The following is a 23,647-nucleotide window of genomic DNA, read 5'->3' as shown; positions in this document are numbered from 1 at the left end:
TGAAGACAAGATTCGCGAGTGACGAACGTTCATTTGATCTCGGTGGCTTCTCACGAGAGGTGACGCTTGCCAGGTCTCGTTCACGTAGTTGACGATGACGAGTCGTTTCGAACGGCGGTCGCGCGCCGGCTGAAGCTCGCCGGCTATGACGTGGCGACGTATGCCTCGGCGGAGGACTTGCTGCACGCCGGGCCGGACGACGAGCAGGCGGGATGCATTTTGCTCGACGTATGCATACCCGGGCTGAGCGGCCCGGATCTCCAAGGCCGCCTGATCGAGCAAGGCTCGGCGCTGCCGATCATATTCCTGACCGGGCACGCCGACACACCGACCACGGTGCGGGCGATCAAGGCTGGTGCGGAGGATTTTCTGACCAAGCCGATTTGCTCGGAGCAGTTGATCGACGCGATCGAGCGCGCGCTGGCGCGTCAGCACGCCGGCCGCGCGCAACGCGGCAGGCTCAATTCGCTTCGTACGCTCCTTGCTACGCTGACGCACCGCGAGCGGCAGGTGTTTGATCTCATGGTGCGAGGACGGATCAACAAGCAGATTGCCCATGAGCTTGGAACGACCGAGCGCACCGTGAAAGCGCATCGTCACCAGGTCATGGAAAAGATGCAGGTTCGTTCGTTTGCGGAACTCGTTTCGATCGCGGAGCGGCTGGGAATGCTCGATGCGGATGGCGATTGACTAATTTGTCGCTACGGTTCCCGCAATGTGACTGCCCCAAGGGACAATAGAAAAAGTCATCGATGCGGTGCTGTTATTGGCGCGCAGCGGATGTGGCGTTCTGCCTTCAAAGCCGGGAGGCAGAACGCGCGTTAAAAAATGCGGGTGCAAGCTGCCATTTGTGGCGCCCGACGCGAAAGATTGTCACTTGCCGACACGCCGGTCCATTCTCGTCGTCGACGACGACCCGTCCATTCGGACGAGCATATACAGATTGCTGCGTGAGCATGGCTTCATTGCGAGTCAGTTCGCATCCGCGAGCGCCTTGCTCGACTATGGCGGCTTGGATAGGGCGGTCTGCATCGTGCTCGACATCAATCTCGACGGACAGTCCGGCATCGATTTGCGCCGGAAACTCACCGAGAGAGGTGTCACCGCGCCTGTGATCTTTATCACCGGCAATGACAGTGCGGCGAGCCGCGCTGCTGCAATGACTTCGGGCTGTGTCGCCTACTTGACCAAGCCGTTTTCGGCGCAGTCTCTCATCGAGTCAGTGACGCGTGCGTGTGCCGCGTAGCAGTGCAAAGAATTTCATTCGTCGACATATTGCTCGAGCGTCTTGACCGGTGCGCCCTTGTGGACCGACGCGAACTGCGCCAGCGGCACCATGGTCGTCAGCGCCAGCAGGCTGGAATCGACGACCTCGAGCGCCAGCGTCTTGCCCGATTCCATATCCTTGACGATGTCGTGAGCCACGACGTCGGCCGCAATGCACGCGTTGGTGACGCACCAGCTATAGGGGACGCGGAAAGGTGCGCCCTGATCGACGGTCAGCTTGGCCGGCTGTTGCAGGTACATGCCGACGGGCACGAACACTTGCAGCCGTTTCGTCGCGGTGCCTTCACGTTCGATCAGGTCCACGCGCACGGCGATCTGACCGGTCGGGAATTTGCCGGTGATTGAGGTCCGGCAGAGCGTCGGTGCACCGCCGGCCTTGAAGCAGAGCTTTTGCCAATCGCCGTAGGTGATGTCCTTGGCCTCGCGCTGTCCACGCGTTGCGACTTCTGCCGGCCTGCCGGCTTGCGCCGCCTTCGATGCTGCGCGGGCGGGGAATGTTGCGGTCGCTGCGATCAAGACGACCAGAACTCCTGCGAAACAATGATGGCGACCAGACATGTTGTGCCTCCAAAGCTGAGCCCTATTTCCGCGCATCGAGGAATTTCGCTACTAGCGGCGACCAGAGCGGGATTGCGTCCGGCGAGCCGATGAAGAAGTGACCCTCGTTGCCGAACGGGGGCATCAGGTGATACTCGGCCTGGCCACCAGCAGCGGTAAACGCTGCATGCATGCGTTTCGACAGATCGGGGCCGAAGAAAGTGTCGTTCTCGATATAGATCCACAGCATCGGGACGCGCGAGGTCCGGCCGAAATCCGCGGTCGCCTCGACCAGCTTGTCGGGGGCGCAATTGTTGTTGGGCTTGCCGCCGACGCGACCGCCGCGGCCCGCGGCAAACGTGATGATGGCTTTCACCTGAGGCGGGTTTGCGCTCGATAGCGCGATCGAGGCCCAGCCCCCCGCGGATTGACCGACCACGATGACATCCTTCGGGATGATGCGCTTCTCGGCTGCCATGTAGTCGATGATCCAGAGATCGACCTGCGCGACCGCCAGGCCCGCATCGTGGAAGTTGGCGTTCGTGCATTTGCCGACCTTTGAGAAAAACGGGCCGTAGAGCGCGCGCTCGGGAATGTCGATCGCGGCTGCGCCATAGCCGCTGCCGACTGGCGCGACCACGAGATAGCCGCGCTTTGCGAACCATTTGGCGGCGTCGCGGAATTCAACCAGCGGAAAGAAGCTGCGATCGGTCGGGTTGAGCGAGACGCCATGGTTCATGATGACAAGCGGGAAGGGGCCGTCGCCGACCGGGCGCACCAGATAGGCGAACATCGGCAGCGGCAGGGGCAGCGCCCAGATCTCCTCCTGGATGCTTACGGCGTCGGTCGTGTCTGCTGAACGTGCCGGCCCGGCGACACCGATGGTGACGAGAATTGCGGCCAGCCATCGAAACAGATCAGCGGATCGCATCGGCATCTCCCGTCAACCAACATACGTGGCGGCCACGATGATCGGGCCGAGCACCGTCAGCACGACGTTACCGACGGCGTAAGGTACGGCGACCCCGAGCACCGGCGTCTGGCTCTCGGCGGCGTCGCAGGCACCGGTCACGGCGGCGTCGACCGTCATGGCACCAGCCAGCGCGCCGCAGGTGATGACCGGGTTCATGCGCAGCACGTAATGGGCAAACAGCGTCGCGACGATCAGCGGCACCAGCGTGATGACGAGACCCATGCCGACCAGCAGCATTCCATGTGCCTGGATCGCGGCCCAGGCTGCGGCGCCGTTGCCGAGCCCGATTGCCGCGATAAATCCGCCGAGACCGAGATCGCTCAGCGTCTGCTGTGCGGGGGGCGGTAGCGCGCCAATGGTCGGCCGGCGCGAGCGGAGCCAGCCGCAGGCCAGGCCCGCGATCAACGCGCCACCGCCGCCGCCGAGCGTCAGCGCGACGCCGCCGACCTTGAAGCTGACAAGGCCGGCGAGCAGGCCGGCCGCGATGCCGGCGGCCAAGAACGCGATATCGGTGCGGTCTCCGGCGCGAAGGATCTGGCCGACATTCGCAGCGGCCCGCTCGATGTGGCGGGTGCTGCCGACCAGGGTCATGACATCGCCGATATAGACCCGCGTATCAGGGCTCAGCGGCACTTCGCGGCCCATCCGCGTCAACGCGCGCAGGAACACGCCACGCGCATCGCCGCCGACGCGTTCGGCCACGTCCTTGATGGAGCGGCCGTGGAGCTGGCGATTGTCGACCAGCAGCTCGATCACGTTGCCGGGAATCGCTTTGAGGATCTCATCGGCGTCGATCTCGGTGCCGATGACTGCCCTGGCGGCAACCATGGCTGCAGTGCGCCCGGCGACGATGACGTTGTCGCCCGCCTCAAGCAAGGTATCCAGATCGGGTTCGACATCGATCCCCTGGCGAACGATGCGCTCGACGACAGCGCGGCTGCCGATGTCCTCCTCGATCGACCTGACGGAGCGGCCCGCTGCGGTTGAGACCAGATAGGCGCGCCCCTGAAATTTCCGGTAGGCGAGGTTCTCGGTCTGTGGCGCGGCATCACCCGAGAGCTCCGCCTCCAGCTTCTTCGCCTTCGGCCTTCAGGTCGATCCTCATCAATTTCGGAGCCATGAATGGGACGAACAGCAGGGTCAGGATGTAGCCGAGCACGTAAGTCACGGCGTATCCGGCTGCAATGTTGGCTTCCTGCTGCTTCAAGGCGTCGCTCGGCAGGCCCAGTTGCGCCAGCGCGCCCGACGCGGTGCCGATCACGGAGGATTGCGTCAGCGCACCGGCGGCGATGCCGGACGCGGTGCCGGGATCCAGCCTGAAGATGAAGGCAAACGCCAGCACGATGACGAGTCCGGTGCCGCCGAGCACGAGCGCCATGGCGACCTGCGCCAGCGTGCGCATGCTGAGCGAGGCAAAGAACTCCGGTCCGGATCGGTAGCCGATCGTGAACACGAACAGGCTGAATAGGATCACCCGCAGCAGTGGCGGAAATGCGAAGGTGCCGAGCTGTCCGATCAGGACGGCGACGATCAGGATGCAGGCAGTGGTTCCGATCGCGAAGCCGCGAATCTTGATCCGACCGAGCAGCGTGCCGATCGCTATGGCCAGCAGCAAGAAGATTTCCGGTGCGGTGGTGATGATCCACCTGACGGTATCCATGGTCGACTTCCCCGCCGCTTTGCGCCGATTTGATTTGCGCCCGGCAGCGATGGCTTGATCCAAATCAAGCCTTGCCGCCGATAAGGCGCCGCCAATGACGGCATGCAGAACTCGCGGCAGCCCTCGTCGTCCTCATGAGCACTCTGGAGGTTGTCACGGAGGCGGTGCGTCCCGATGAAACGGTCGTGATCGCTTTGCTGCTCGCCTTCGCCGGCGGCTATATCGACGCTTATACCTGGATCATCCACGGCGTGATGGCGAATGCCCAGACCGCCAACCTGATCTTTCTCTGGGTCTATGCGACTGCCGGAAATTGGGTCAAGGCACTTCACTTCGTGCCTCCGATCCTCGCCTTTGCGGCCGGCATTGTCGTCGCTGCATGGCTCCGCCGCGCTGCCGGCGATCGGGCCAGTGCGATCAGCACGTTGATCGAGATCCTGCTGCTGATCACGATCGGCATTTTGCACAACCGCTTGCCGGATCTCGCCGGCACGCTCGGCATTTCGCTCGTTGCCGCCATGCAGGCGGCGGTTTTCACCAGGGTCGAGGGTGTTGTCTGCAGCACGGTGATGATCACCGGCAATATGCGCCAAGCTATCGAAAATATCTTTGCAGTCGCATCCGGAGGCGCGCAGGGCGGAACGCTGCGCCTTTCGGGCATCTTTTTCGCTTTATGTGCGGTGTTCGGCTTCGGTGCGGCGGTCGGGGCCTTCGCCACCAAAGGCATTCCCGATCTCGCGCTCGGCATTCCCGTGGTGGCGCTCCTGATCGTCTTGCTGCGTTGCGAGGTGCCGCATCAGGAGGCGGCGCGATGAGTACGCCGTCCGAGTCCAAATGGAAGCGTTTCTTTCCGCCGGCTGGCTGGCTTGCGGCCTATCGGCGTGAATGGCTCCCCTCCGACGCCGTCGCGGGCGTCACGCTCGCCGCCTACGCTATCCCGGTTTCGCTCGCCTATGCGGCGCTGGCCGGTCTGCCACCGCAAATTGGTGTCTATGGCTACATGCTCGGCGGTATCGGCTATGCCTTGCTGGGATCGTCGCGACAGCTTGCGATCGGCCCGACCTCGGCCATCTCCCTGATGATCGCTTCGACCGTCGGGGCGCTCGCCGGCGGTGATGCGGCGCGTTATGCGCAGATCGCAAGTCTCGCGGCCTTCGCCGTAGCGGTGCTGTGCTTCATCGCCTGGCTGTTCAAGCTCAGCGTGCTCGTGCGCCTCGTCAGCGACAGCATCCTGGTCGGGTTCAAGGCAGGAGCGGGACTCACCATCATCATGAGCCAGTTGCCGAGCCTGCTTGGTGTCGCCGGCGGCGGCCACAATTTCTTCGACCGGGCCATCGAGCTGACAGGGCAACTCGGCCAGATCGACCCGTTGGTGCTGGCGATCGGCACGGTCGCATTGCTGTTGCTGCTGGTCGGCGTAACGCCTTCTGCCGGGCAAGCCGGTCGGCATTACCGTCGTCGCGCTGGCCATCATGTTGGCAACGTTCCTTGGCTTACCGACCATGGGTGTGCCCGTGACCGGGAAGATACCGGAGGGTTTGCCGGCCTTGGGATGGCCGACATTCGGGCTTTTGCAATTCGACGACCTTTTTCCGCTCGCCGCCGGATGTGTGCTGCTGGCCTACATAGAAGGTGTCTCGGCGGCCCGCGGCTTCGCCGCCAAGCACGGTTATCCCCTCGACGTGCGGCAGGAGTTTCTGGGGCTCGGCACCGCGAACCTTGCCGCCTCATTCGGCCATGGCTATCCCGTCGCGGGCGGCTTGTCGCAATCGGCGGTCAACGACAGCGCCGGCGCGCGGACGCAATTGGCCCTGGTGATCTGTTCGATGACGCTCGGGCTGTGCCTCTTGTACTTCACGGCGCTGCTGACCAACCTACCCAAGGCGGTGCTGGCAGCCATCGTGTTTGCCGCCGTGTACAGGCTGGTGGATGTCCGGAAGCTGTTGCGGATGTGGCAGGTCAGCCGGATCGATTTCTACGCCGCCGCAATCGCGTTGGTATCGGTGTTGCTGCTCGGCATCCTGCAGGGGGTCCTGCTTGCGTCGATCGCATCAATCGTCCTGCTGCTGGCCCGAGCCTCCCGGCCGAACGTGGCGTTCCTCGGCCGTTTGCCTGGCGGGCGATATTCGGACCGTGCGAGGCACGTCGACGTCGAGCCGCTGGTCGGCGTCATCGCGTTTCGCCCGGAAGCCTCATTGCTCTATATCAACGCCGAGACGATCCTAGATACCGTCCTGATGGCGCTACGCACAGCACCGGATATGCGGCTGGTGGTCTGTGACCTGTCCGCGTCGCCATACATGGATCTCGCCGGCGCGCGGATGCTGCACGACCTCCATAACGAGCTCACCTCCCGGCAGATTGCCTTCTGCATCGTCGGCGCGCACGCACAATTGCGCGACCTCTTGCTTGCCGAAGGGCTGGCGGAGAAGACGGACAGCGGCCATTGGTTGCGGTCGCTCGACAGCGTCTTGGGCGACGATCAGGCCAATACAACGCAACGAACGTCCTGACGATCGCATCGCGAGGCAAAACAGCGCGGCTTCGTCGATCAGAATGAGCCCGACCGTTGACTTGGATCAATAGAGCGACCGGTGCCGCACCCACGATCCGCATCAGGTTCGCCTCAGGGGATCGGAGAGAAACATGTCCAAGGACGCCAAGCCCGCGCAGAAGCGCATCGATCAGTTCCTTTCCGGCCCCGGCGGGCGAGCGGATGATTGGCGTGATCTGGTGGAAGCGGCAAAGGTGTGGGCCCGCGGCGGAGATCGTGCGAAATATGATGCCGCGCTGGCCGATGTCTCGGTGACGGAAGCGTTTCACGGCTATCCGGGCCTGCAACTGATGGCTGCCCTGCGGGAAACGGCCGCGACTGGCGATGCGGCCACATCGCTCGCTCTCGCCACGCGGCTGACGCAGGCGCTGATGACGAGGTCTTTTCGCCAGCATGCCGGTGACTGGAGTGTGAGTGACGAGGGCAATGGCGAGGCGTCCGACCTGGTGCCGCAGATGTTCGGGCAGCACACCGCGCGTCGTCCCTATTTCGAAACCCTGATCGTCACGGGCCTCTCGTCGAGCAAATGGGAAGGGCTCGCCAGCGAATGGCGCAAGCTGCGACGTCCGGTCGATCAGTTCATCTATGAGCCGGTTATTGTCGGCAGCCTCGAGGACGCCTTCTGCGCCGCGATGCTGAACCCCAATCTCGCAGCCGTCGTCATCAACGAAGGCTTTGCGTTGCGCTCGCGACACGACGCGCCGGTGCTACGCACGCTGACGGCCTCGGCCGGATTGCATGACGAGTCCGACGCCTCGGCGCTCCGGCTTGCCCATATCATCAATCGGGTCCGTCCCGAACTCGACCTCTATCTCATGTCCAACCGCAACGTCGAGGAGATGGCTGGAAATCCGCAAGCAAACGTCGCTCGGCGCATCTTCTATTCCATCGAGGATCTGCTCGAGCTTCATCTCTCCATCCTAGAAGGGGTGCAGGACCGCTACGACACGCCGTTCTTCGACAATCTCAAGAAGTATGCGCAGCGTCCGATCGGGACCTTCCATGCGCTGCCGATCGCGCGCGGCAAATCGGTTTTTAAGTCCGATTGGATCCGCGACATGGGCGAATTCTACGGCCTGAACTTGTTCCTGGCCGAAAGCAGCGCGACCACCGGCGGCCTCGACAGTCTGCTGGAGCCGACCGGCACCATCAAGAGGGCGCAGGACAAGGCGGCGCGTGCGCTTGGTGCGGACCGCGTGTTCTTCGTGACCAACGGCACCTCGACCTCGAACAAGATGGCCGTGCAGGCGCTGCTCGGGCCGGGTGACATCGCGATCGTCGATCGCAACTGCCACAAGTCGCACCATTACGGAATGGTGCTGGCTGGCGCCCAGCCGATCTATGTCGAAGCGTTTCCGATGACGGAATATTCGATGTACGGCGCCGTACCGCTGAAGACGGTCAAGCAGGCGCTTTTGAGCGCCAAGGCTGACGGCCGGCTCGACCGCGTAAAGATGCTGGACCTGACAAATTGCACCTTCGACGGCCACATCTACAACACCCGCCGGGTGATGGAGGAATGCCTCGCGATCAAGCCTGACCTGATCTTCCTCTGGGACGAGGCCTGGTTCGGTTTTGCGCGCTTCTCGCCTTATCTGCGAAAGCGCACCGCAATGGGGGCCGCCAACGATATCGAAGCCTGGATGCAAGATCCGAAATCGGTCGCGGCCTACGAGAAGCAGCAGGCCGAACTCGGCAAAACTCCTTCCGACGAGGTGCTGCTCAAGACCCGGCTAATCCCCGATCCGCGGCAGATCCGCTTGCGGGTGTATCAGACCAATTCGACCCACAAGTCGATGTCGGCAATCCGGCAGGGCTCGATGCTCTCGGTCAAGGACGTCGACTTCCACACGGTCGAGCAGCAGTTCAAGGAAGCTGTCTTCACCCACGCATCCACCAGCCCGAACCAGCAGATCATCGCGAGCCTCGATGTTTCACGGCGCCAGATGGAGCTCGAGGGATATGGTCTAGTGGCCAATGCGATAGAGATCGCGCTCGCCATCCGCCAGGCCGTCAACAACAATCCGCTGATCTCGAAATATTTCCGTATCCTGGGCGCGGACGCCATGGTGCCCGCGCAGTACCGGCAGAGCGGCTTCACCGACTATCTCGCGGCCGGCGCCAATTGGGCCAGCGTTCTGAAGAGCCTGGACGACGACGAGTTCTGTCTCGATCCGACCCGCATGACCCTGGTGTGCGGCACGGCCGGTTACGACGGCACGCAGTTCAAGGGCATTCTCGCCAACGACTACAACATCCAGATCAACAAGACCTCGCGGAACTCGGTGTTGTTCCAGTCCAACATCAACAACACCCGTAGCGACGTCGCACATCTGGTGAGGGTCCTGGCCGAGATCGCGGGCGAGGTCGACCGCGGACTTGTGCAGGGTGGCGCCAATGCGAAGAAGACCTTCGAGGCGCGGGTCAAGAGCCTGATGACTGATGTGCCCGACCTGCCGAACTTCTCGCATTTCCACGACAGTTTCCGCGGCGATGCCGGCACCAAGACCAACGAAGGCGATATCCGCAGCGGATTCTACTCTGCATATGACGCGGCGGGTTGCGAATATATCCGGCTTAGCGACGCGGAGATCGACCGCCGCCTGAAGGCCGGCCCGGATCTCGTCTCCGCCAGTTTCGTGATCCCGTATCCGCCGGGCTTCCCGATCATGGTGCCGGGCCAGGTCATTACCCAGGAAACCATCGACTTCATGCGCAAGCTCGATGTGAAGGAAATCCACGGCTACGACGCCAAGGAGGGCCTGAAGCTGGTGCGCATCGAAGCTCTTGCGAAAATCGGCCGGCCCAAGCCCGGCGCCACACCGAAGCTGAAGGCGGCGTCCTAAGGGGAACGAACATGCAAGCTTTCTTTGAATTTCTGCAGCACAACCCGTTTCTGCTGCTGTTCTTCGTCGTCGGGCTCGCGGTCTGGATTGGACGGGCGAGCATCAAAGGCTACGGCCTCGGCATGGTCGCCGGCGCCATCGTGGTGGGCGCGGCCCTGTCGGTCTGGGCATCCACCTACGGTGTGAAGCTTGAGCTGAACACGTTCGCCAAGAGCCTATTCTACTACCTCTTCATGTACGGCGTCGGGCTGCGCGTGGGGCCTTCCTTCATCAACAGCCTCAAGGGCGACGGCCTCAAGTTCTGCGTTCTGGCCCTGATATCGAGCGTGCTTGGCTTGGCGCTTGTCGTCATCTTCGCCAAGCTCTTTGAGCTTCCAGTCGGCGCGGCCGGCGGCATGCTGGCGGGATCGCAGACGATGTCCGCCGCAATCGGTTCGGCCGAACAGGCGGTGACCTCGGGCGTCGTCAAGCTTCCCCAGGGCATGAAGCCCGAGGATGCCTCGGGCATGATCGCGCTGTCCTACGGCATCACCTATATCTGGGGGACCGTCGGCATCATCCTGATCTGCAAATATCTGCCGCGCTGGTGGGGCGTTGACGCCAAGGCGGCGGCCAAGCAGTACGAGCAGGAATTTGGTGTCAAGGATCTCGAGGGCGGCGGACTGACCGGCTATCGCCAATTCGGTCTCCGCGCCTTTCGGCTGGAAAATCCAGCCCAGATAGGCATGAGCATTGGAAAATTCCGTACGATCAACCCGGAGTACCGCATCGTCAACGTGGCGCGCCGTGGCGAACCGCAGGGCGCCGATCCTGACTTCGTTCTGCAAGAGGGTGACGTCATCGCACTCGGGGGCTCGACCGAGCATCTCACCGACAAGATGGGCTTGATCGGGCCCGAGGTTGCGGATGTTAAGGCACTCGGCATTCCCATGGACCAGGCGGACATCCTTGTGACCAACAAGGACATCGTCGGACGGACCTTCGAATCCTTCCGCGAGACGGCGATCGCCGGCCAGTTGCAGGTCACCAAGGTCGAGCGCGGCGGGGTTCAGATCCCGGCCGGTCTCAAGACCAAGATCGAGCGGATGGACATCATCTCGGTGGTCGGTCTCAAGTCTGCCGTCAACGAGCTTGGTGAGATGTGGGGACGCATTGCGCGGACCAACACCTCGACCGATCTCTTGACGCTCGCCGCCGGCATGATCATCGGCTTCCTGATCGGCATGATCGAATTCCCGGCTTTCGGCGCCAAGATCGGCCTCGGCAATGCCGGCGGTCTGTTGCTGTCCGGCGTGATCGTCTCTTCCCTCGTCTCACGGCTGCGCTTCTTCGGCAACACGCCGAATGCGGCGCGCAACGTGCTGGAGGACCTCGGCTTGGTCGTCTTCGTCGCGATCGTCGGTGTCAATGCAGGCGCCGGCTTGCTGGCTCAGCTCACGGGCGGGGTTGCGTTGAAGATATTCGTCGCCGGCTTCATTGCCTGCACGATCCCACCCTTCATCGTCTGGGCGATCGGCTTCCACATCTTCAAGATCAACCCGGCCGTGCTGATGGGCGGCGTTGCGGGCGCGCGGTCCCATTCCGGCCCGTGCCGCGAGGCGGCGGTCGAAATCCAGAGCTCCGTGCCCTGGATTGGATTCCCGGTCGGCTACGCCGTGTCGGGCATCCTGCTTACCGTGTTCGGTTACTTCGCAATGATCCTTGCCCAATAGCTTGGCGCCATAACCCGAGGGGAAGAAAGTAATGAGAAAATCTGTTGTTCTTGCCGTACAGTTGGCCTTGACCATTGGCGCTGCCGGTTTCGTTACGCCGTCCCACGCCGATACCGGCCAGGTTGCGGTCGTCTTCACGAAAGGCGGGTTCATTGTTGGCGTTGGCGGCGGGGAGGGCGTCCTCTTGCTCCACGGCAAGAAATATCCGTTCACCGTGTCCGGCATGAGCGTGGGCCTTACGATCGGTGCTTCCACTACCAAGTTCGTCGGCCGTGCTCTCAATCTGAGGGGGCCGGCCTCGATCGAGGGCTCTTATGCAGCGGGCGGAGCAGGTGGAGCAGTTGCGGCGGGTGCAGGTGCCGTGCAGTTGCAGAACGGCAATGGCGTGATTCTTCAGCTTAGCGGCCCGAAGATCGGCGCCGAGGTGTCGGCGGCCGTCGGCGGTGTCACGATCCGTTTGAAGTAGGATAGGCAATCGGGCCGCGTTCCCGCGCGGCCCGATTGGTCAATATCGCTCTTCGACGAACTTCATCCGACGCAGGCCGGCTTGGTCATTGTAACGTCCCTTGTCGGAGCGCGGAGGAAGCTTGACTTTGTCCTTCTTGATCCGCTTGTGCGGGATCGCCTTCAACAGATGTGCGATGCAGTTCAGCCGCGCCCGGCGCTTGTCGTCGGAGCGGATGATGTACCATGGCGCGTCCTTCGTGCTCGTCTTCTTGAGCATGAGGTCTCGCGCCCGCGAATAATCGTACCAGCGTCCGTAGGATTCCAGATCCATCGGGCTCAGCTTCCATTGCCGCACCGGATCATCGATACGGGCGTGAAAGCGGCGCTCCTGCTCGTCCATGCCGACCTCGAGCCAGATCTTGATCAGGATGATTCCGCCGTCGACGATGTATTTCTCCAGCTCGGGGCAGAGCGTGAGAAAGCGATCGTGGTCGGCCGGTGTGCAGAAGCCCATCACATATTCGACCCCTGCGCGATTGTACCAGCTCCGGTCGAAGATCACGATCTCGCCGCCGGCGGGAAACTGCTGCATGTAGCGCTGGAAGAAGATCTGCGTCTTTTCGCGATCCGAGGGCGCCGGCAACGCCACCACTCGAAACACACGCGGGCTGACCTTTTCGGTGATCGCCTTGATCGTGCCGCCCTTGCCCGCGGCGTCCCGGCCTTCAAAGAGGACGATGACCCGAAGCTTTTTTTCCCGCACGAAGTCCTGGAGTTGGCAAAGCTCGATCTGAAGCTTCTCCAGCTGCTTTTCATAGTCCTTGCGCTTCATCCGCTCCGCGGGCTCGTCCTTGGCCATGTCTGTCCTTTCGTTGCCTCGGGTTCGAAGCCGTCGAGGTGCGCTCAATCATCTCCCCAAGAGATCGTCACGCCGACATCGCCCGGCATGCCGCCCGGAAAATCGATGATCTGGTAGGCGATGCGATAGCCGCGCGGCTTCAGGTAGTCGGTCCAAAGCTGGAATATCTCTTTGGGGATTCCCGTCAGCGTGTTCTCCCAGCCTTTTTCCATCTGGTTGATGGCGCGACCCTTGTCCGTGCACAGCGTGTTGGAGAAGCGATAGACCAGGACCTCGGTCAGACCGTTTCGCACCGCACGTTGGATGATGGTCGAAGCGAGCTTGATCTTTTCCTCCTCGGTCTTGCCGGAGGGCTTGCTCAGCCGGTCAATGAGCGCGCGCTTCTCGGCCTCGGCAGCCGCTGCGATGCGGACAAATTCCTCGGCCTTTTCGGCCTCCTTGACAGCGGCTTCTTTCCGGATCTGGGCGGCGTTCGGAATGAGATCATCGAGGCCGGACATGGCTGTGGCTCCTGACAGACTGTGCACGATCAGCATTCGCGTAAGGCTAGGTCGGGCAACGGGCGTTCCCTTGATTCAAATCAAGCAAACCCCAGGATGCGGTTGCCCACATTCGGCTCAGAGCGATTTCTTGATTGGGAGAGAGTTAGTTGAGCGACCAGATTCATCCGATGGCGCCGTCTCATCTGCCTTTTTATCTCGCACCGAGAAGCGGGATCGATACTCTGATGTTGATGATGGCGCTGGTCCTGATCGGCATCATATTTTGAGCCGGCACGCTCTACTGGCGCCTGCACAGCCTGCCGGAACGGATGGCGCACAAGTCGCAGAAGCTGCAATTCGAGATCGTGGCCGTGCTCGGCCTGATCTCGCTGTTCGCGCAAATGCACGTCTTTTGGATTGCGGGCTTGCTGCTTGCCCTGATCGACATCCCCGACCTTGGAACGCCACTGCGCAGCATCGCCAATTCCGTCGAGAAGATCGCCGATGTGACGCCCGGAGAGGACGAGCCGGCGCGACTCGGATCAGCTCCCGCTCCAACGAACAAGCCGGATACGACCCGGGAAAGGGAGCATAGCCATGCTTGAGCTCATGATCTGCTCCCTTTTGACGATCCTGCCCGACTACCTCTACCGACACTACGTTCAGGGTAAGCGCTTCGGTGCCTGATGCTGACTGTATCGCTGATCACGATGATCTTTTACTTCCATCCGGCGACCTCGTCGGCAACCGCTCTATTTTCGTACCGTGCCGATTCTGCCTGAAGGTTCGGGCCGTGTCGCCGATGTCAAGGTTGGCTTCAGTGCGCCCGTCACCAAGGGAGACGTGCTGTTCACGCTCGACAGCTCCATGCAGCAGGCGGCGTACGAAACGGCGAAGCGGAAGGTCGCCGAGGTCGATGCCGCCATGCAGACGGCACAGGCGGATGTAGTCAAGGCCGAGGCACAGATTGCAGAGGCTAAAGCTAATTACCAGCAGGTCGGCGACGAGCTCGAGGTCAAGCGCGATCTCCAGCGCCGCAATCCCGGCATCGTTCCGCAGCGCGACGTCGTCAACCAGTTGATGCGGCCGGCCGGCATCCTCGTGCCGGAGGGCGCCGGTCGCAAGGCGCTTCAGGGAGGGTTTGGTCAGATCGAAGCGCAGGTGATGAAAACGGGCATGCTGGCCGAAGCGACGTGCATCTCGAAGCCATGGGTCATCATCCCCATGGTGATTACGACCGTGCAGGACTACATCGCCGCCGGACAGTTCCGCTCCGGCGAACAGCTGATCGAGGCGCAGAATGCCGTTCGACCAGGCAGTATTCTGGTGTTCCTCGAGCCGCTCTATAAGGGCGGCCTTGACGGGGTCACGCCCGGCAGCGCCTGCATCGTCAACGCCTACACCAGCAATCACGACGAAATCTCTGCGACGGAGACCGGTACCGCCCGGAAGATAGCGCTGCACGTTCTCGACGGCGTTGGTCTCGTGCATGCGCTGCTGCTGCGCATCCAGGCGCTGCTGCGCATCCAGGCGCTGCTGCTGCCCATCAAGACGCTCGTGCTGAGCGGGCACTGACGAGGAACTGAAGTCGCTCTCCTCGATCATGCTCCTGCTCGGTGCAGCTTGCGTTCTGCTCCGCACGAGCCAGCGGGCGGGCGCTGTTCACGATTGGGCTCCCGATCATTCACTGACAGCCGACATCCGCCCCGGTAGATCCCGAATTGCTGGAACGACGCGCCAATCTCGCGATGCAGCGGAGCATGTGCGCCGTTTCGTTGATCTCGATCAACAAGCGCCCATACCTCGGCTCGATCCTACCCGACAGAAAGTGCAATGGAGGCTCTGATGTCTCGCTTCGGCAAAACCCTGATGGCGCTTGCGCTGGTGGTGGCGGTCCCCGCAGCTGCGACGGCGCAGACGACAACACCGGCGGCCCCGAGCGCGCAGGCGCAGCCTGCAAATCCGCCGGCACCGACCGTCGAGCTTCTGAAGCCCGAGCAACTCGAAGCGCTGGTCGCGCCGATCGCGCTCTATCCCGACGAACTCCTGGCCAACGTGTTGGCTGCCTCGACCTATCCGCTGGAGGTGGTCCAGGCCGACCGCTGGCTGAAGGAGCGCAAGACCTTGAAGGGCGATGCACTGAAGGCGGAGGTCGACAAGCAGGCCTGGGACGACAGCGTCAAGGCGCTTGCAAGCACCGCCGACGTGCTCACGATGATGAGCGACAAGCTCGAATGGACCAAGAACCTCGGCGATGCCTTTCTCGCCCAGCAGCCCGATGTGATGGACGCGATCCAGCGGCTGCGCACCAAGGCCTATGACAACAAGAAGCTGGTAACCACCAAGCAGCAGAAGATCAGCGTCCAGACTCAGGACAACAAACAGGTCGTCGTCATTCAGCAGGCCGATCCGGATGCGGTTTACGTGCCGTATTACGATCCGGCGACTGTTTACGGCAGTTGGCCCTATGCCGAGTATCCGCCCTACTATTTTGGGTATCCGTCCTATATCGGTGCCTGGTGTGGTGGCCGCAGGCCTCGCGTTCGGCACGGCTTGGGCGATCGGACGCTGGGGCAATTACTGGGGTGGCGGCTGCAATTGGGGCAATCGCAACGTCTACGTCAACCACCGGACCGCCAACATCAATACCGGCTGGCAGCACAATGCGGCGCATCGAGGGGGCGTGCGCTACAACAACACCAATGTTCAGCAGCGCTTTGGCAACAACAACCTGAAGGCCGGGGCTTCGGACCGGCAGGATTTCCGCGGTCGCGACGGAAATCAGGTGCTGCGCCCCAATCAGGGTGCGGGAGACCGAGCCGGCGATCGCGCAGGGGATCGTAGAGATCGTGCCGGAGCGAGCGACCGTGCGGGCACGCGGGACCGGTCCAGTGGCGGCGACCGCGCCGGCGCCGGCGATCGCGCCAAGGGTGGTGGCGATCGCGCCAAGGGCGGTGGTGATCGTGCCAAGGCCGGCGGCGACCGCGCAAAGACCGCCAACCGCGCCGGCGGCGGTGCCGGCAACCGGCCCAGCGGCGGCAACCGCGGCGGCGCCATGAACGTCTCCTCCGGCCGGTCGGCAGCCGCGGCATCGGCGCGCGGACGGTCCAGCATGGCGAGCATGCCACGTGGCGGCGGCGGCGCACCGAGCTTCGCCGGGCGCGGGGGCGGCGGAGGTGGCGGATTCCACGGTGGCGGCGGCGGAGGTGGCCGCGGCGGTGGGGGTGGTGGCCGCCGGTCCGACATCGCGCTGAAGCACGACATCGTTCTGCTCGGGAATCTCGCCAGCGGGCTCGGCTACTACCGCTTCTCCTACATCGGCAGCCATAAGGCCTATGTCGGCGTCATGGCGCAGGAGGTCGAGCGTATGATGCCGGATGCGGTGACCCGCGGCGGCGACGGCTACCTTCGGGTCTACTACGAAAAGCTCGGGCTGAAATTCCGCACCTACCGCGATTGGCTCGAGAGCGGCGCGAGGATTCCTGCGGAGGTGTTGCCATGATCGGCCTGAAGTCACTTTGTCGCGTCGCACTGTCGGGCATCATGACAATCGCGTTGATGAGCACGGCGGCTCTCGCGCAGCAATCGTATCCGACGCCGGAGGAGGCCGCATCGGCACTGGCCGCGGCGGCCAAGAGCGGCCCGCGGGATATTCTGAAGGTGCTAGGCAGATCGGCGGACGATATCGTCTCGTCCGGCGATGAGGTCGCCGATGCAGACATCCGCGCGCGCTTCATCTCGATGTACGACGCCAGGCACGCGATCAAGACCGAGGGAAACAAGAAGGCCACTCTGCTGCTTGGGCCCGACGACTTTCCGTTCCCGATCCCTCTCGTCAACACCAAGACGGGCTGGGAGTTCGACACTGACGAGGGACGCATCGAGGTGCTTCGCCGCCGCATTGGCCGTAACGAGCTCGATGCGATCCAAACCGCGCTCGCCTATGTCGATGCCCAGAACGAATATGCCGACAAGGATCGCGGCGCTGGCGCTGGCGTCTACGCGCAGCGCTTCCTGTCCGCGCCCGGCAACAAAGACGGCCTGTTCTGGCGCGACGACAGCGATCCCAGTCCTCTGGGGGCCTTGGTCGCGGAGGCATCTGCCGAAGGGTACAAGCCGGGCGAGGGGCCGGCGCCCTACCACGGCTACTACTTCCGCATTCTGAAGGGGCAGGGGTCTGATGCCCCCGGCGGCGCGCTCAACTACGTCGTAAAGGGCAAGATGATCGGCGGCTTTGCGCTGATCGCCTGGCCCGCCGAGTACGGCAATTCCGGCGTAATGACCTTCCTGGTGAACCATGCCGGGACCGTGTACGAGAAGGATCTCGGCAGCCGGACCGATTTCGTCGCCCCGCGCACCACGTTGTTCGATCCCGATCAAACCTGGAAGAAGGCGGATGCCGCAAAGCCCTGAATCGAGGACGCGCCCGCGGGTGTCTCGCCTGATCACGATGCTCCTCTTGGTACTCGGGTTTGCGGCGCCGTGCACGCAGGCCTTTGCACAGGCCGCCGGCCATGTCCGCGCCAGGATCGTCAAGGCCGGCCTCTTGGTCGGCGGTGGCGCCGGCAGCGGCGTGCTGACCTATCGCGGCAAGACCCATCCATTCAAGATCACGGGCATGAGCTTTGGCATCACCGCCGGCGCCACGATCGGCCGGCTCGATGGCTGGGCGTCTGGCATCCGCGACGTCGGCGATTTCGCTGGCACCTACACTTCCGTGGGAGGTGGCGCCGCCCTGCTCGGGGGACTGAACGGCGTTCACCTGCGCAACGACAAGGGCGTCGTGATCGTACTGCAAGGTCCAAAAGCCGGTCTGGAGTTCGCCGCCAATCTGAGCGAGATTACGATATCGCTGAAGGAGTGACGATATAGTCAATCCAGTTGCTCGGTGCGAGGCGGTGCGATCCAATGCTGAAAGCTGAAACGCTCCGGTATGCATCCGCAACAGAGCGCGATCTTCCTGCCGTAGTCGCATTGATTCCCGCGACGCCGCGACAGCGGGCCATAGCTGTTGGCGTCGTTATCGCTATTGTCACGGTCGCGGCGCTGGTGGCGCCGTTTGCGCACATCCAGATCGGCAGAATAGACAGCTTCGTTCCGGTTCTTCAAACGGTCCTGAGCGCAGCCGATCTTCTCACGGCAATCCTGCTATTCGCCCAATATTCGGTGCAGCCGCATCGCGCGTTGCCGGCCGTTGCGAGCGGCTATCTCTTCAGTGCCTCGTTTGCATTCTTGCAGACGTTGAGCTTCCCGGGCGGCTATGCCCCAAATGGAATCATAGGTGACGGCTACAATACCCCGGCGTGGTTTTTCGTTCTGTGGCACACCACATTCGCCCTCAGCATCCTCGGGTACGCACTGCTGAAGGAGACCAACGAGACCTCCTCCAGGTCGACGCCCCCAGGAATAGCACTCACACTTGCGTGCGTGATCGGGACAGTGGCTGTGCTGTCGTGGCTTGTGACCGCCGGTGTAGAGCATCTGCCCAGCTTCTACACGACAAACGTCACGACACAGACTCGGCTTGGCAATCAAATCAACGTCGCGCTGTTCTTTCTCGGCGCATTTGTGCTCTTGCTGCTGTTTATCCGCAGGGGGACAGTGCTTGATCTGTGGCTGATGGTGACCTTGTTGGCGTGGCTGCCCAACTTTCTGGTCGCCGCCGTCGCGAGCTCGGCGCGGTTTTCCGTGGGTTGGTATGCGGCTCGCGGCTTCGCGCTGGTCGCAAGCTGCTTGCTGCTCTCGGTCTTGCTGACCGAAATGACCGTGCTTTACGCGCGGCTGGCGAGCGCTCTGACATTGCAGCGGCGAGAGCGAGCCAACCGCCTGGTGAGCATCGACGCCGCCACCGCGGCAATTGCGCATGAAATCAGGTCGCCGTTGGGTTCGATCACGTTGAATGCTAGTACGGTTCTCAAGCTGCTTCTTGTCAAGCCTCCGCCATTGGAGGAGGTCGGCGTCATTCTCAAGGACATCGAAGACGCAAGCCTCAGGGTTGACGCGACAATCGCGAGCGTTCGCGGGCTGTTCAAGGATTCCACCGATCAACCGGCTACGATCAGCGTCGAGGATGTTACGGGGCACGTCTTGAGGTTGCTGCAGCACGATCTGCAGTTCAACGAAGTGTCGGTCGTGACCGATTTTCGAGTTGAAAGCCCGCTGGTCCGAGCGGATCCTGCGCAATTGCAGCAGGTGATTTTGAACTTGGTGAAAAACGCAATCGAGGTGATGAGCTTCATGCCCCCTGATGGCCGCCTATTGAACGTCGGGACCCGCCTCGAAGGAGGATCATCCGTTGTCCTGTTCGTCCAAGACACCGGGGCCGGAGTGCATCCAGAGGACCAGGGCCGCATATTTGAGGCGTTCTTCACGACCAAGCCAGCGGGCATGGGACTAGGCCTCGCGATCTGCCGCACGATTGTCGAAAGATATGAGGGCAGGTTGGTTCTCGCGGAATCGAGCCCTCGGGGGTCGACTTTCGAGATTTCCCTGCCTGTGAGGGCGCCAAGCGCGCCGTAGCGGAGATCGTGGGTTGCACGAAGCGCGTGCGGAAATGGGGCGCGCAGAAGCTCGCAGCCTCACCTCATCTTCACCGGCGCCTGCGCCGAGGCGCCAACTCCCATGCTGGGCTCGCTGGCTCGCCTGAGAATGGCGAAGCGCTTCCGCAAACCTGGCAGACGAAGCGGGGCCCAAGAACAGAGAGGCTCGCCCGGGCACTGGTCAACCACCTCGCGCATCAGCAAGACCTTGTGGCTGCACTTGTCGCCCTGGCAGAAGACGATGAGACCGTGAACCCCGGTCAAGTATCTTGCCCAGTGTGATCTTCGGAGCAGCTATCGGGAAATCTGCGGGTTTCGCGGCGGGCAGGTTTGCGCATCTCGCGATCAAACCCGCGCCAAACCGGCTGGCCAATTATCGATAGGTAGGAGCAACCATTAAAGCGAGGTCCGACTGCCGGTGCAGCATGATGCCGTGCTTGCAGCCGTCAAGGCGTGGCCTGGCAGCAGCGGGGATGGGGTGAGGCCGAAGCGACGGCCAGCCTTGACGGCCGCGGCGCGCGGCGTCGTTGCGATGGCAGGTCGGGACGAAGAAGCGGTGGCTCGGCCGAACAAAGAAACGAGATCAGGTCGTCGGCGTGCTCGCGGCTTCTGGGAGGGCGGCTAGCCACGGTGTCCCGCGAGCGGCGACGGCGTTGATGATGACGAGCAGCTTCCTCGCACAGGCGACGAGCGCGCGCTTGTGGCCCTTTCCAGCAGCGATCAACCGTTTGTACAGGGCTATGAGCTGCGGATTCCAGCGGAAGGATGCCGGTAGTGCAGCGGTATAGAGCGCCCGGCGCAAGCGCTCGCGCCCGCCATCGATGTGACGGCCGCCGAGGTGATTGCCGCTGTCGTCGTCGTAAGGCGCAAGCCCAGCCAGGGCTGCGGCCTGCTCCCGCGTGATCTGGCCGATCTCGGGCATTCGGATCAGGATGGTAACCGCCGTCGGCAGGCCGCTGCCGCCGACGCTGTGGATCAGATCGAGCCGCGCAGCGAGATCGCGATGCTTGCGGATCGCCGCAAGCAGAGCCTTGAACTCGGCTCGTTTGTGCTTGGCCAAGAGCGCAATCTGCTCCTTCCAGAGCTTCTGGATATGCTGGTTACGACAGCTCTCGAGCCGGTTCTTGAGCTTTGCGATATCCTCGCCGAGCTGTTCGATCATCGTCAGATACTCGGCAAAGGGCTGCAGGCGGGGATCCGGAGCAGGATGGATCTTCTTGACTGCGGCGGTGCAGGCAGCAATCAGCACCGCGTCGATCCTGTCGTTCTTGACCCGCTGCAGCAGGAACGTCGCATAGGCGCGCACCTGGGCCGGCTGAAACACGACGACCACAAGCCGCTTGCGTCGCAGTGCGGCAACCACCGCCTGCTCATAGCCGCCACTCGCTTCGATCCCAACCCGCGTCACCTTGTGGCGCTGCAACCATTCCAGCAGCTCGACATAGCCTTCCGGTGTGTTCTCGACCTGGATCCGCTCGGAACTGCCATCGAGCGCCACATCGAGCTTGCGTTTGCCGGTATCGATCCCGGCACAGATCATGATACGCTTGGCCATCTTCCTCGACCCTCCCTTGTGATGCGAACCTGAAATTCGTTCAACCATGCGGGTCCCGATGAAGTGCCGACCGCGATCTTGCTACAAAACGCAGCCCTCAAGGCTTCGGTGGGCATCGATCCGATCGATCGGCGGCCCAGCTCAGGTGGCCACCCGGGCTGGGCCATTCCTCACGGAACGTGGCCATCCTAGTCCGGCGCGCTAATACAAGGTGGGTACGGCGCCGAGCTACTGCTTGTCGTAGGTGTGGACAATCCGCCATCAAGAAAGCCGCTCCGGGCGTTCGAGTTTGCCCCAGACTGGGGAGCAAGCTGGCGCGACTGGACCGAACTGGCTACCATTGCGAGTAGGGGCACGCACACAAGCTCAAGGAACTGGTCTCGTGTCACGACTGCGGCGGCCAAGTGTCGTTCTCAGCACGGCATTGTCCGCGTTGCGGCTCGGCCGAACCAACCGGCCCTTACATCCATAGCCTTCGGCAGCGGCAACTCCACCGGGCGGAGGAGCGCAACGATCAGACAATCATAGGTATGCTGATCCTATGCTGCGGTATCGGCTTCTTTCTCGGCGCGGTCACTGGCGGCATATTGCCAGCTATGGGCTATGGGCTCGTCGGGGCCATTACCGGCGTGCCCGCCGGCTTCATCATCAATTTGAGCAGGCGGCTGTTCAATTGACGGCGCGGGTCGCTCTCGATTGCTGCACGGTGGATTGTCGACAATTGCATGAAAGAGGTTGCCGCTTGAGGGCGGCGAACCGGAGGGGCCATCGTGAGCCAGCCGACATTCTCATCTGCAATTGTTTGGTTGATGGTGATCGGAGCCGTTGGTGTGGTGATCCTTCTATGGAAACTGCTTTGGATCGGATTGCGCGCTATCGCTCTGTGAACAATCCAAACAAGGCCGACCTGATGGAGGGTGAAAGGCTCAACCGCCGATGCGATGGGGCGAGCCCAGAAAGGCGAGGGCGGCCCTTGGCATCTCACAAACAACAGCCTGAACAGGCATGGAACGGAATTGGGAAACGGCTTTTGGGAAGCCATTGAGATTGCTCAAATCCCGCCAATGCGTTGGTTTTCTGATAATTAAAGCTCACGCGATTTTGCGATGCAGCGTATTTAACATGTTGCCGCAATGTCGCTTGCCTGTCGTCGCAGGCTGTCTGTAACTGCGCAAGAGACGCGACAGAAGCGCAAATTGTCGTCACACGGAGTTCATCATGGACGCATCGTCCAGCACGGGTGCAGCGCACCAACCCGGCCGCGGCCGGATCTACGACTCGATCGTCGATGCTTTTGGCGACACGCCGGTCGTTCGCCTGCGACGGCTGCCGGCCATGCACGGCGTGAACGCGACCATTTTGGCAAAACTTGAATACTTCAATCCGGCCGCCAGCGTGAAGGACCGCATCGGCGCGGCCATGATCATCGCCATGGAGAAGGCCGGCATCGTCAAGCCCGACACCGTGCTGATCGAGCCGACCTCCGGCAATACCGGCATCGCGCTGGCCTTCGTCGCGGCGTCGCGCGGCTACAGGCTCAAGCTGGTCATGCCGGAGTCGATGTCGATCGAACGGCGCAAGATGCTGGCTTTTCTCGGCGCTGAGCTCGTGCTGACACCGGCGGCGCAGGGCATGAAGGGCGCGATCGCGACGGCCGAAGAGCTGTTGAAGACGACGCCGAATTCGGTGATGCCGCAGCAGTTCAAGAATCTCGCCAATCCCGAGGTGCATCGCCGTACCACCGCGGAGGAGATCTGGAACGACACCGGCGGCAATATCGATTTCTTCGTCGCTGGCGTCGGCACCGGCGGCACCATCACCGGCGTCGGCCAGGTGCTGAAGCCGCGCAAGCCCTCGCTGCGGGTGGTCGCGGTCGAGCCCGAGGAAAGTCCGATACTGTCGGGCGGCCAGCACACGCCGCACAAGATCCAGGGTATCGGCGCCGGCTTCGTCCCCGACATCCTCGACCGTTCCGTGATCGACGAGATCGTCAAGATCAACTCGACGACGGCGATCGAGGCCTCCCGCGCGCTGGCGCGGCATGAGGGTATTCCTGGCGGCATCTCCTCCGGCGCTGCCATTGCGGCTGCGCTACAGATCGGCAAGCGGCCGGAAGCTGCGGGAAAAACCATCCTGGCTATAGTGCCGTCCTTCTCCGAGCGGTATCTTTCGACGGCACTGTTTGAGGGAATCTAG

Annotated in this window: 16 protein-coding genes and 5 pseudogenes; 15 read left to right on the top strand and 6 right to left on the bottom strand. The window is 62.5% G+C overall.

Annotated features, from left to right (window positions below; translation table 11 throughout):
• The first annotated feature begins 66 nt into the window (after window positions 1–66).
• Both ACVWYI_RS21675 and ACVWYI_RS21670 read left to right on the top strand, forming a co-directional pair.
• Complete coding sequence (locus tag ACVWYI_RS21675) at window positions 67–690, top strand: response regulator transcription factor (RefSeq protein WP_247350922.1); 624 nt, start codon at window positions 67–69, stop codon at window positions 688–690.
• A 187-nt stretch (window positions 691–877) separates the two neighbouring features.
• Window positions 878–1,246 (top strand): response regulator transcription factor, encoded by a 369-nt coding sequence (locus tag ACVWYI_RS21670; protein ID WP_247350923.1) that lies wholly within the window; start codon window positions 878–880, stop codon window positions 1,244–1,246.
• 14 nt (window positions 1,247–1,260) lie between these two features.
• On the opposite strand, the gene ACVWYI_RS21665 is transcribed toward ACVWYI_RS21670, so the two are convergent.
• From ACVWYI_RS21665 to ACVWYI_RS21655, 3 genes and pseudogenes are all read right to left on the bottom strand, one after another.
• A complete protein-coding gene (locus tag ACVWYI_RS21665; RefSeq protein ID WP_354045530.1) occupies window positions 1,261–1,845 on the bottom strand; it encodes an invasion associated locus B family protein in 585 nt (194 codons plus the stop codon).
• Between the two features lie 22 nt (window positions 1,846–1,867).
• Window positions 1,868–2,755 carry an alpha/beta hydrolase family protein gene (locus ACVWYI_RS21660; RefSeq protein WP_247350926.1) on the bottom strand — a complete coding sequence of 296 codons (888 nt, stop codon included), beginning with the start codon at window positions 2,753–2,755 and terminating at the stop codon, window positions 1,868–1,870.
• Between the two features lie 12 nt (window positions 2,756–2,767).
• Window positions 2,768–4,457 (bottom strand): annotated as a pseudogene (locus ACVWYI_RS21655) (aspartate-alanine antiporter-like transporter).
• Between the two features lie 134 nt (window positions 4,458–4,591).
• On the opposite strand from ACVWYI_RS21655, the gene ACVWYI_RS21650 reads away from it, so the two are divergent.
• The 5 genes and pseudogenes from ACVWYI_RS21650 to ACVWYI_RS21630 all read left to right on the top strand — a co-directional run bounded on the left by ACVWYI_RS21650 (window position 4,592) and on the right by ACVWYI_RS21630 (window position 12,035).
• Window positions 4,592–5,272 carry a YoaK family protein gene (locus tag ACVWYI_RS21650; protein WP_247350930.1) on the top strand — a complete coding sequence of 227 codons (681 nt, stop codon included), beginning with the start codon at window positions 4,592–4,594 and terminating at the stop codon, window positions 5,270–5,272.
• A pseudogene (locus tag ACVWYI_RS21645) lies at window positions 5,269–6,970 on the top strand (SulP family inorganic anion transporter). Before ACVWYI_RS21650 ends, ACVWYI_RS21645 begins: the two are co-directional and overlap by 4 nt.
• A 133-nt stretch (window positions 6,971–7,103) precedes the next feature.
• A complete protein-coding gene (locus ACVWYI_RS21640; protein WP_456663149.1) occupies window positions 7,104–9,857 on the top strand; it encodes a decarboxylase in 2,754 nt (917 codons plus the stop codon).
• 11 nt (window positions 9,858–9,868) lie between these two features.
• Window positions 9,869–11,569, top strand: a complete 1,701-nt coding sequence (locus ACVWYI_RS21635) for an aspartate:alanine exchanger family transporter (RefSeq protein ID WP_456663148.1) — start codon at window positions 9,869–9,871, stop codon at window positions 11,567–11,569.
• 31 nt (window positions 11,570–11,600) lie between these two features.
• On the top strand, window positions 11,601–12,035 hold the full coding sequence (locus tag ACVWYI_RS21630; RefSeq protein ID WP_247350937.1) for a hypothetical protein: 435 nt from the start codon (window positions 11,601–11,603) through the stop codon (window positions 12,033–12,035).
• A gap of 39 nt (window positions 12,036–12,074) precedes the next feature.
• Here the strand turns inward: ACVWYI_RS21630 and ppk2 are convergent, their stop codons facing one another.
• The gene (ppk2, locus tag ACVWYI_RS21625; protein WP_456663147.1) at window positions 12,075–12,875 is read right to left on the bottom strand and encodes a polyphosphate kinase 2; all 801 of its coding nucleotides are present in this window, start codon (window positions 12,873–12,875) and stop codon (window positions 12,075–12,077) included.
• Between the two features lie 44 nt (window positions 12,876–12,919).
• Entirely contained in the window at window positions 12,920–13,375 is a 456-nt protein-coding gene (locus ACVWYI_RS21620; RefSeq protein WP_247350941.1) for a hypothetical protein, read from the bottom strand.
• Between the two features lie 170 nt (window positions 13,376–13,545).
• Between ACVWYI_RS21620 and ACVWYI_RS21615 the strand changes: the two are divergent.
• The 6 genes and pseudogenes from ACVWYI_RS21615 to ACVWYI_RS21590 all read left to right on the top strand — a co-directional run bounded on the left by ACVWYI_RS21615 (window position 13,546) and on the right by ACVWYI_RS21590 (window position 19,876).
• Window positions 13,546–13,962 (top strand): annotated as a pseudogene (locus ACVWYI_RS21615) (hypothetical protein).
• A pseudogene (locus ACVWYI_RS21610) lies at window positions 13,955–14,932 on the top strand (HlyD family secretion protein). The pseudogenes ACVWYI_RS21615 and ACVWYI_RS21610 overlap by 8 nt, the downstream one beginning before the upstream one ends.
• A 270-nt stretch (window positions 14,933–15,202) precedes the next feature.
• Window positions 15,203–16,859, top strand: a pseudogene (locus ACVWYI_RS21605) (DUF3300 domain-containing protein).
• The gene (locus ACVWYI_RS21600) at window positions 16,856–17,770 is read left to right on the top strand and encodes a DUF2950 domain-containing protein (protein WP_456663146.1); all 915 of its coding nucleotides are present in this window, start codon (window positions 16,856–16,858) and stop codon (window positions 17,768–17,770) included. The pseudogene ACVWYI_RS21605 and the gene ACVWYI_RS21600 overlap by 4 nt, the downstream one beginning before the upstream one ends.
• 37 nt (window positions 17,771–17,807) lie before the next feature.
• Window positions 17,808–18,221 (top strand): hypothetical protein, encoded by a 414-nt coding sequence (locus ACVWYI_RS21595; RefSeq protein WP_456663145.1) that lies wholly within the window; start codon window positions 17,808–17,810, stop codon window positions 18,219–18,221.
• Between the two features lie 44 nt (window positions 18,222–18,265).
• The gene (locus ACVWYI_RS21590; protein WP_456663144.1) at window positions 18,266–19,876 is read left to right on the top strand and encodes an MASE4 domain-containing protein; all 1,611 of its coding nucleotides are present in this window, start codon (window positions 18,266–18,268) and stop codon (window positions 19,874–19,876) included.
• Window positions 19,877–20,479: 603 nt separating this feature from the next.
• Here the strand turns inward: ACVWYI_RS21590 and ACVWYI_RS21585 are convergent.
• Entirely contained in the window at window positions 20,480–21,451 is a 972-nt protein-coding gene (locus tag ACVWYI_RS21585) for an IS110 family RNA-guided transposase (RefSeq protein WP_456663143.1), read from the bottom strand.
• A 530-nt stretch (window positions 21,452–21,981) separates the two neighbouring features.
• On the opposite strand from ACVWYI_RS21585, the gene ACVWYI_RS21580 reads away from it, so the two are divergent.
• Together ACVWYI_RS21580 and cysK are read left to right on the top strand one after the other, a co-directional pair.
• A complete protein-coding gene (locus ACVWYI_RS21580; RefSeq protein ID WP_456663142.1) occupies window positions 21,982–22,128 on the top strand; it encodes a hypothetical protein in 147 nt (48 codons plus the stop codon).
• Window positions 22,129–22,669: 541 nt separating this feature from the next.
• Window positions 22,670–23,647, top strand: a complete 978-nt coding sequence (cysK, locus tag ACVWYI_RS21575; protein ID WP_456663141.1) for a cysteine synthase A — start codon at window positions 22,670–22,672, stop codon at window positions 23,645–23,647.

The organism is Bradyrhizobium sp. LB13.1 (assembly GCF_054056815.1).
The sequence above is the reverse complement of the archived record's forward strand: the minus strand, read 5'-3'. Positions and strand labels throughout refer to the sequence as shown.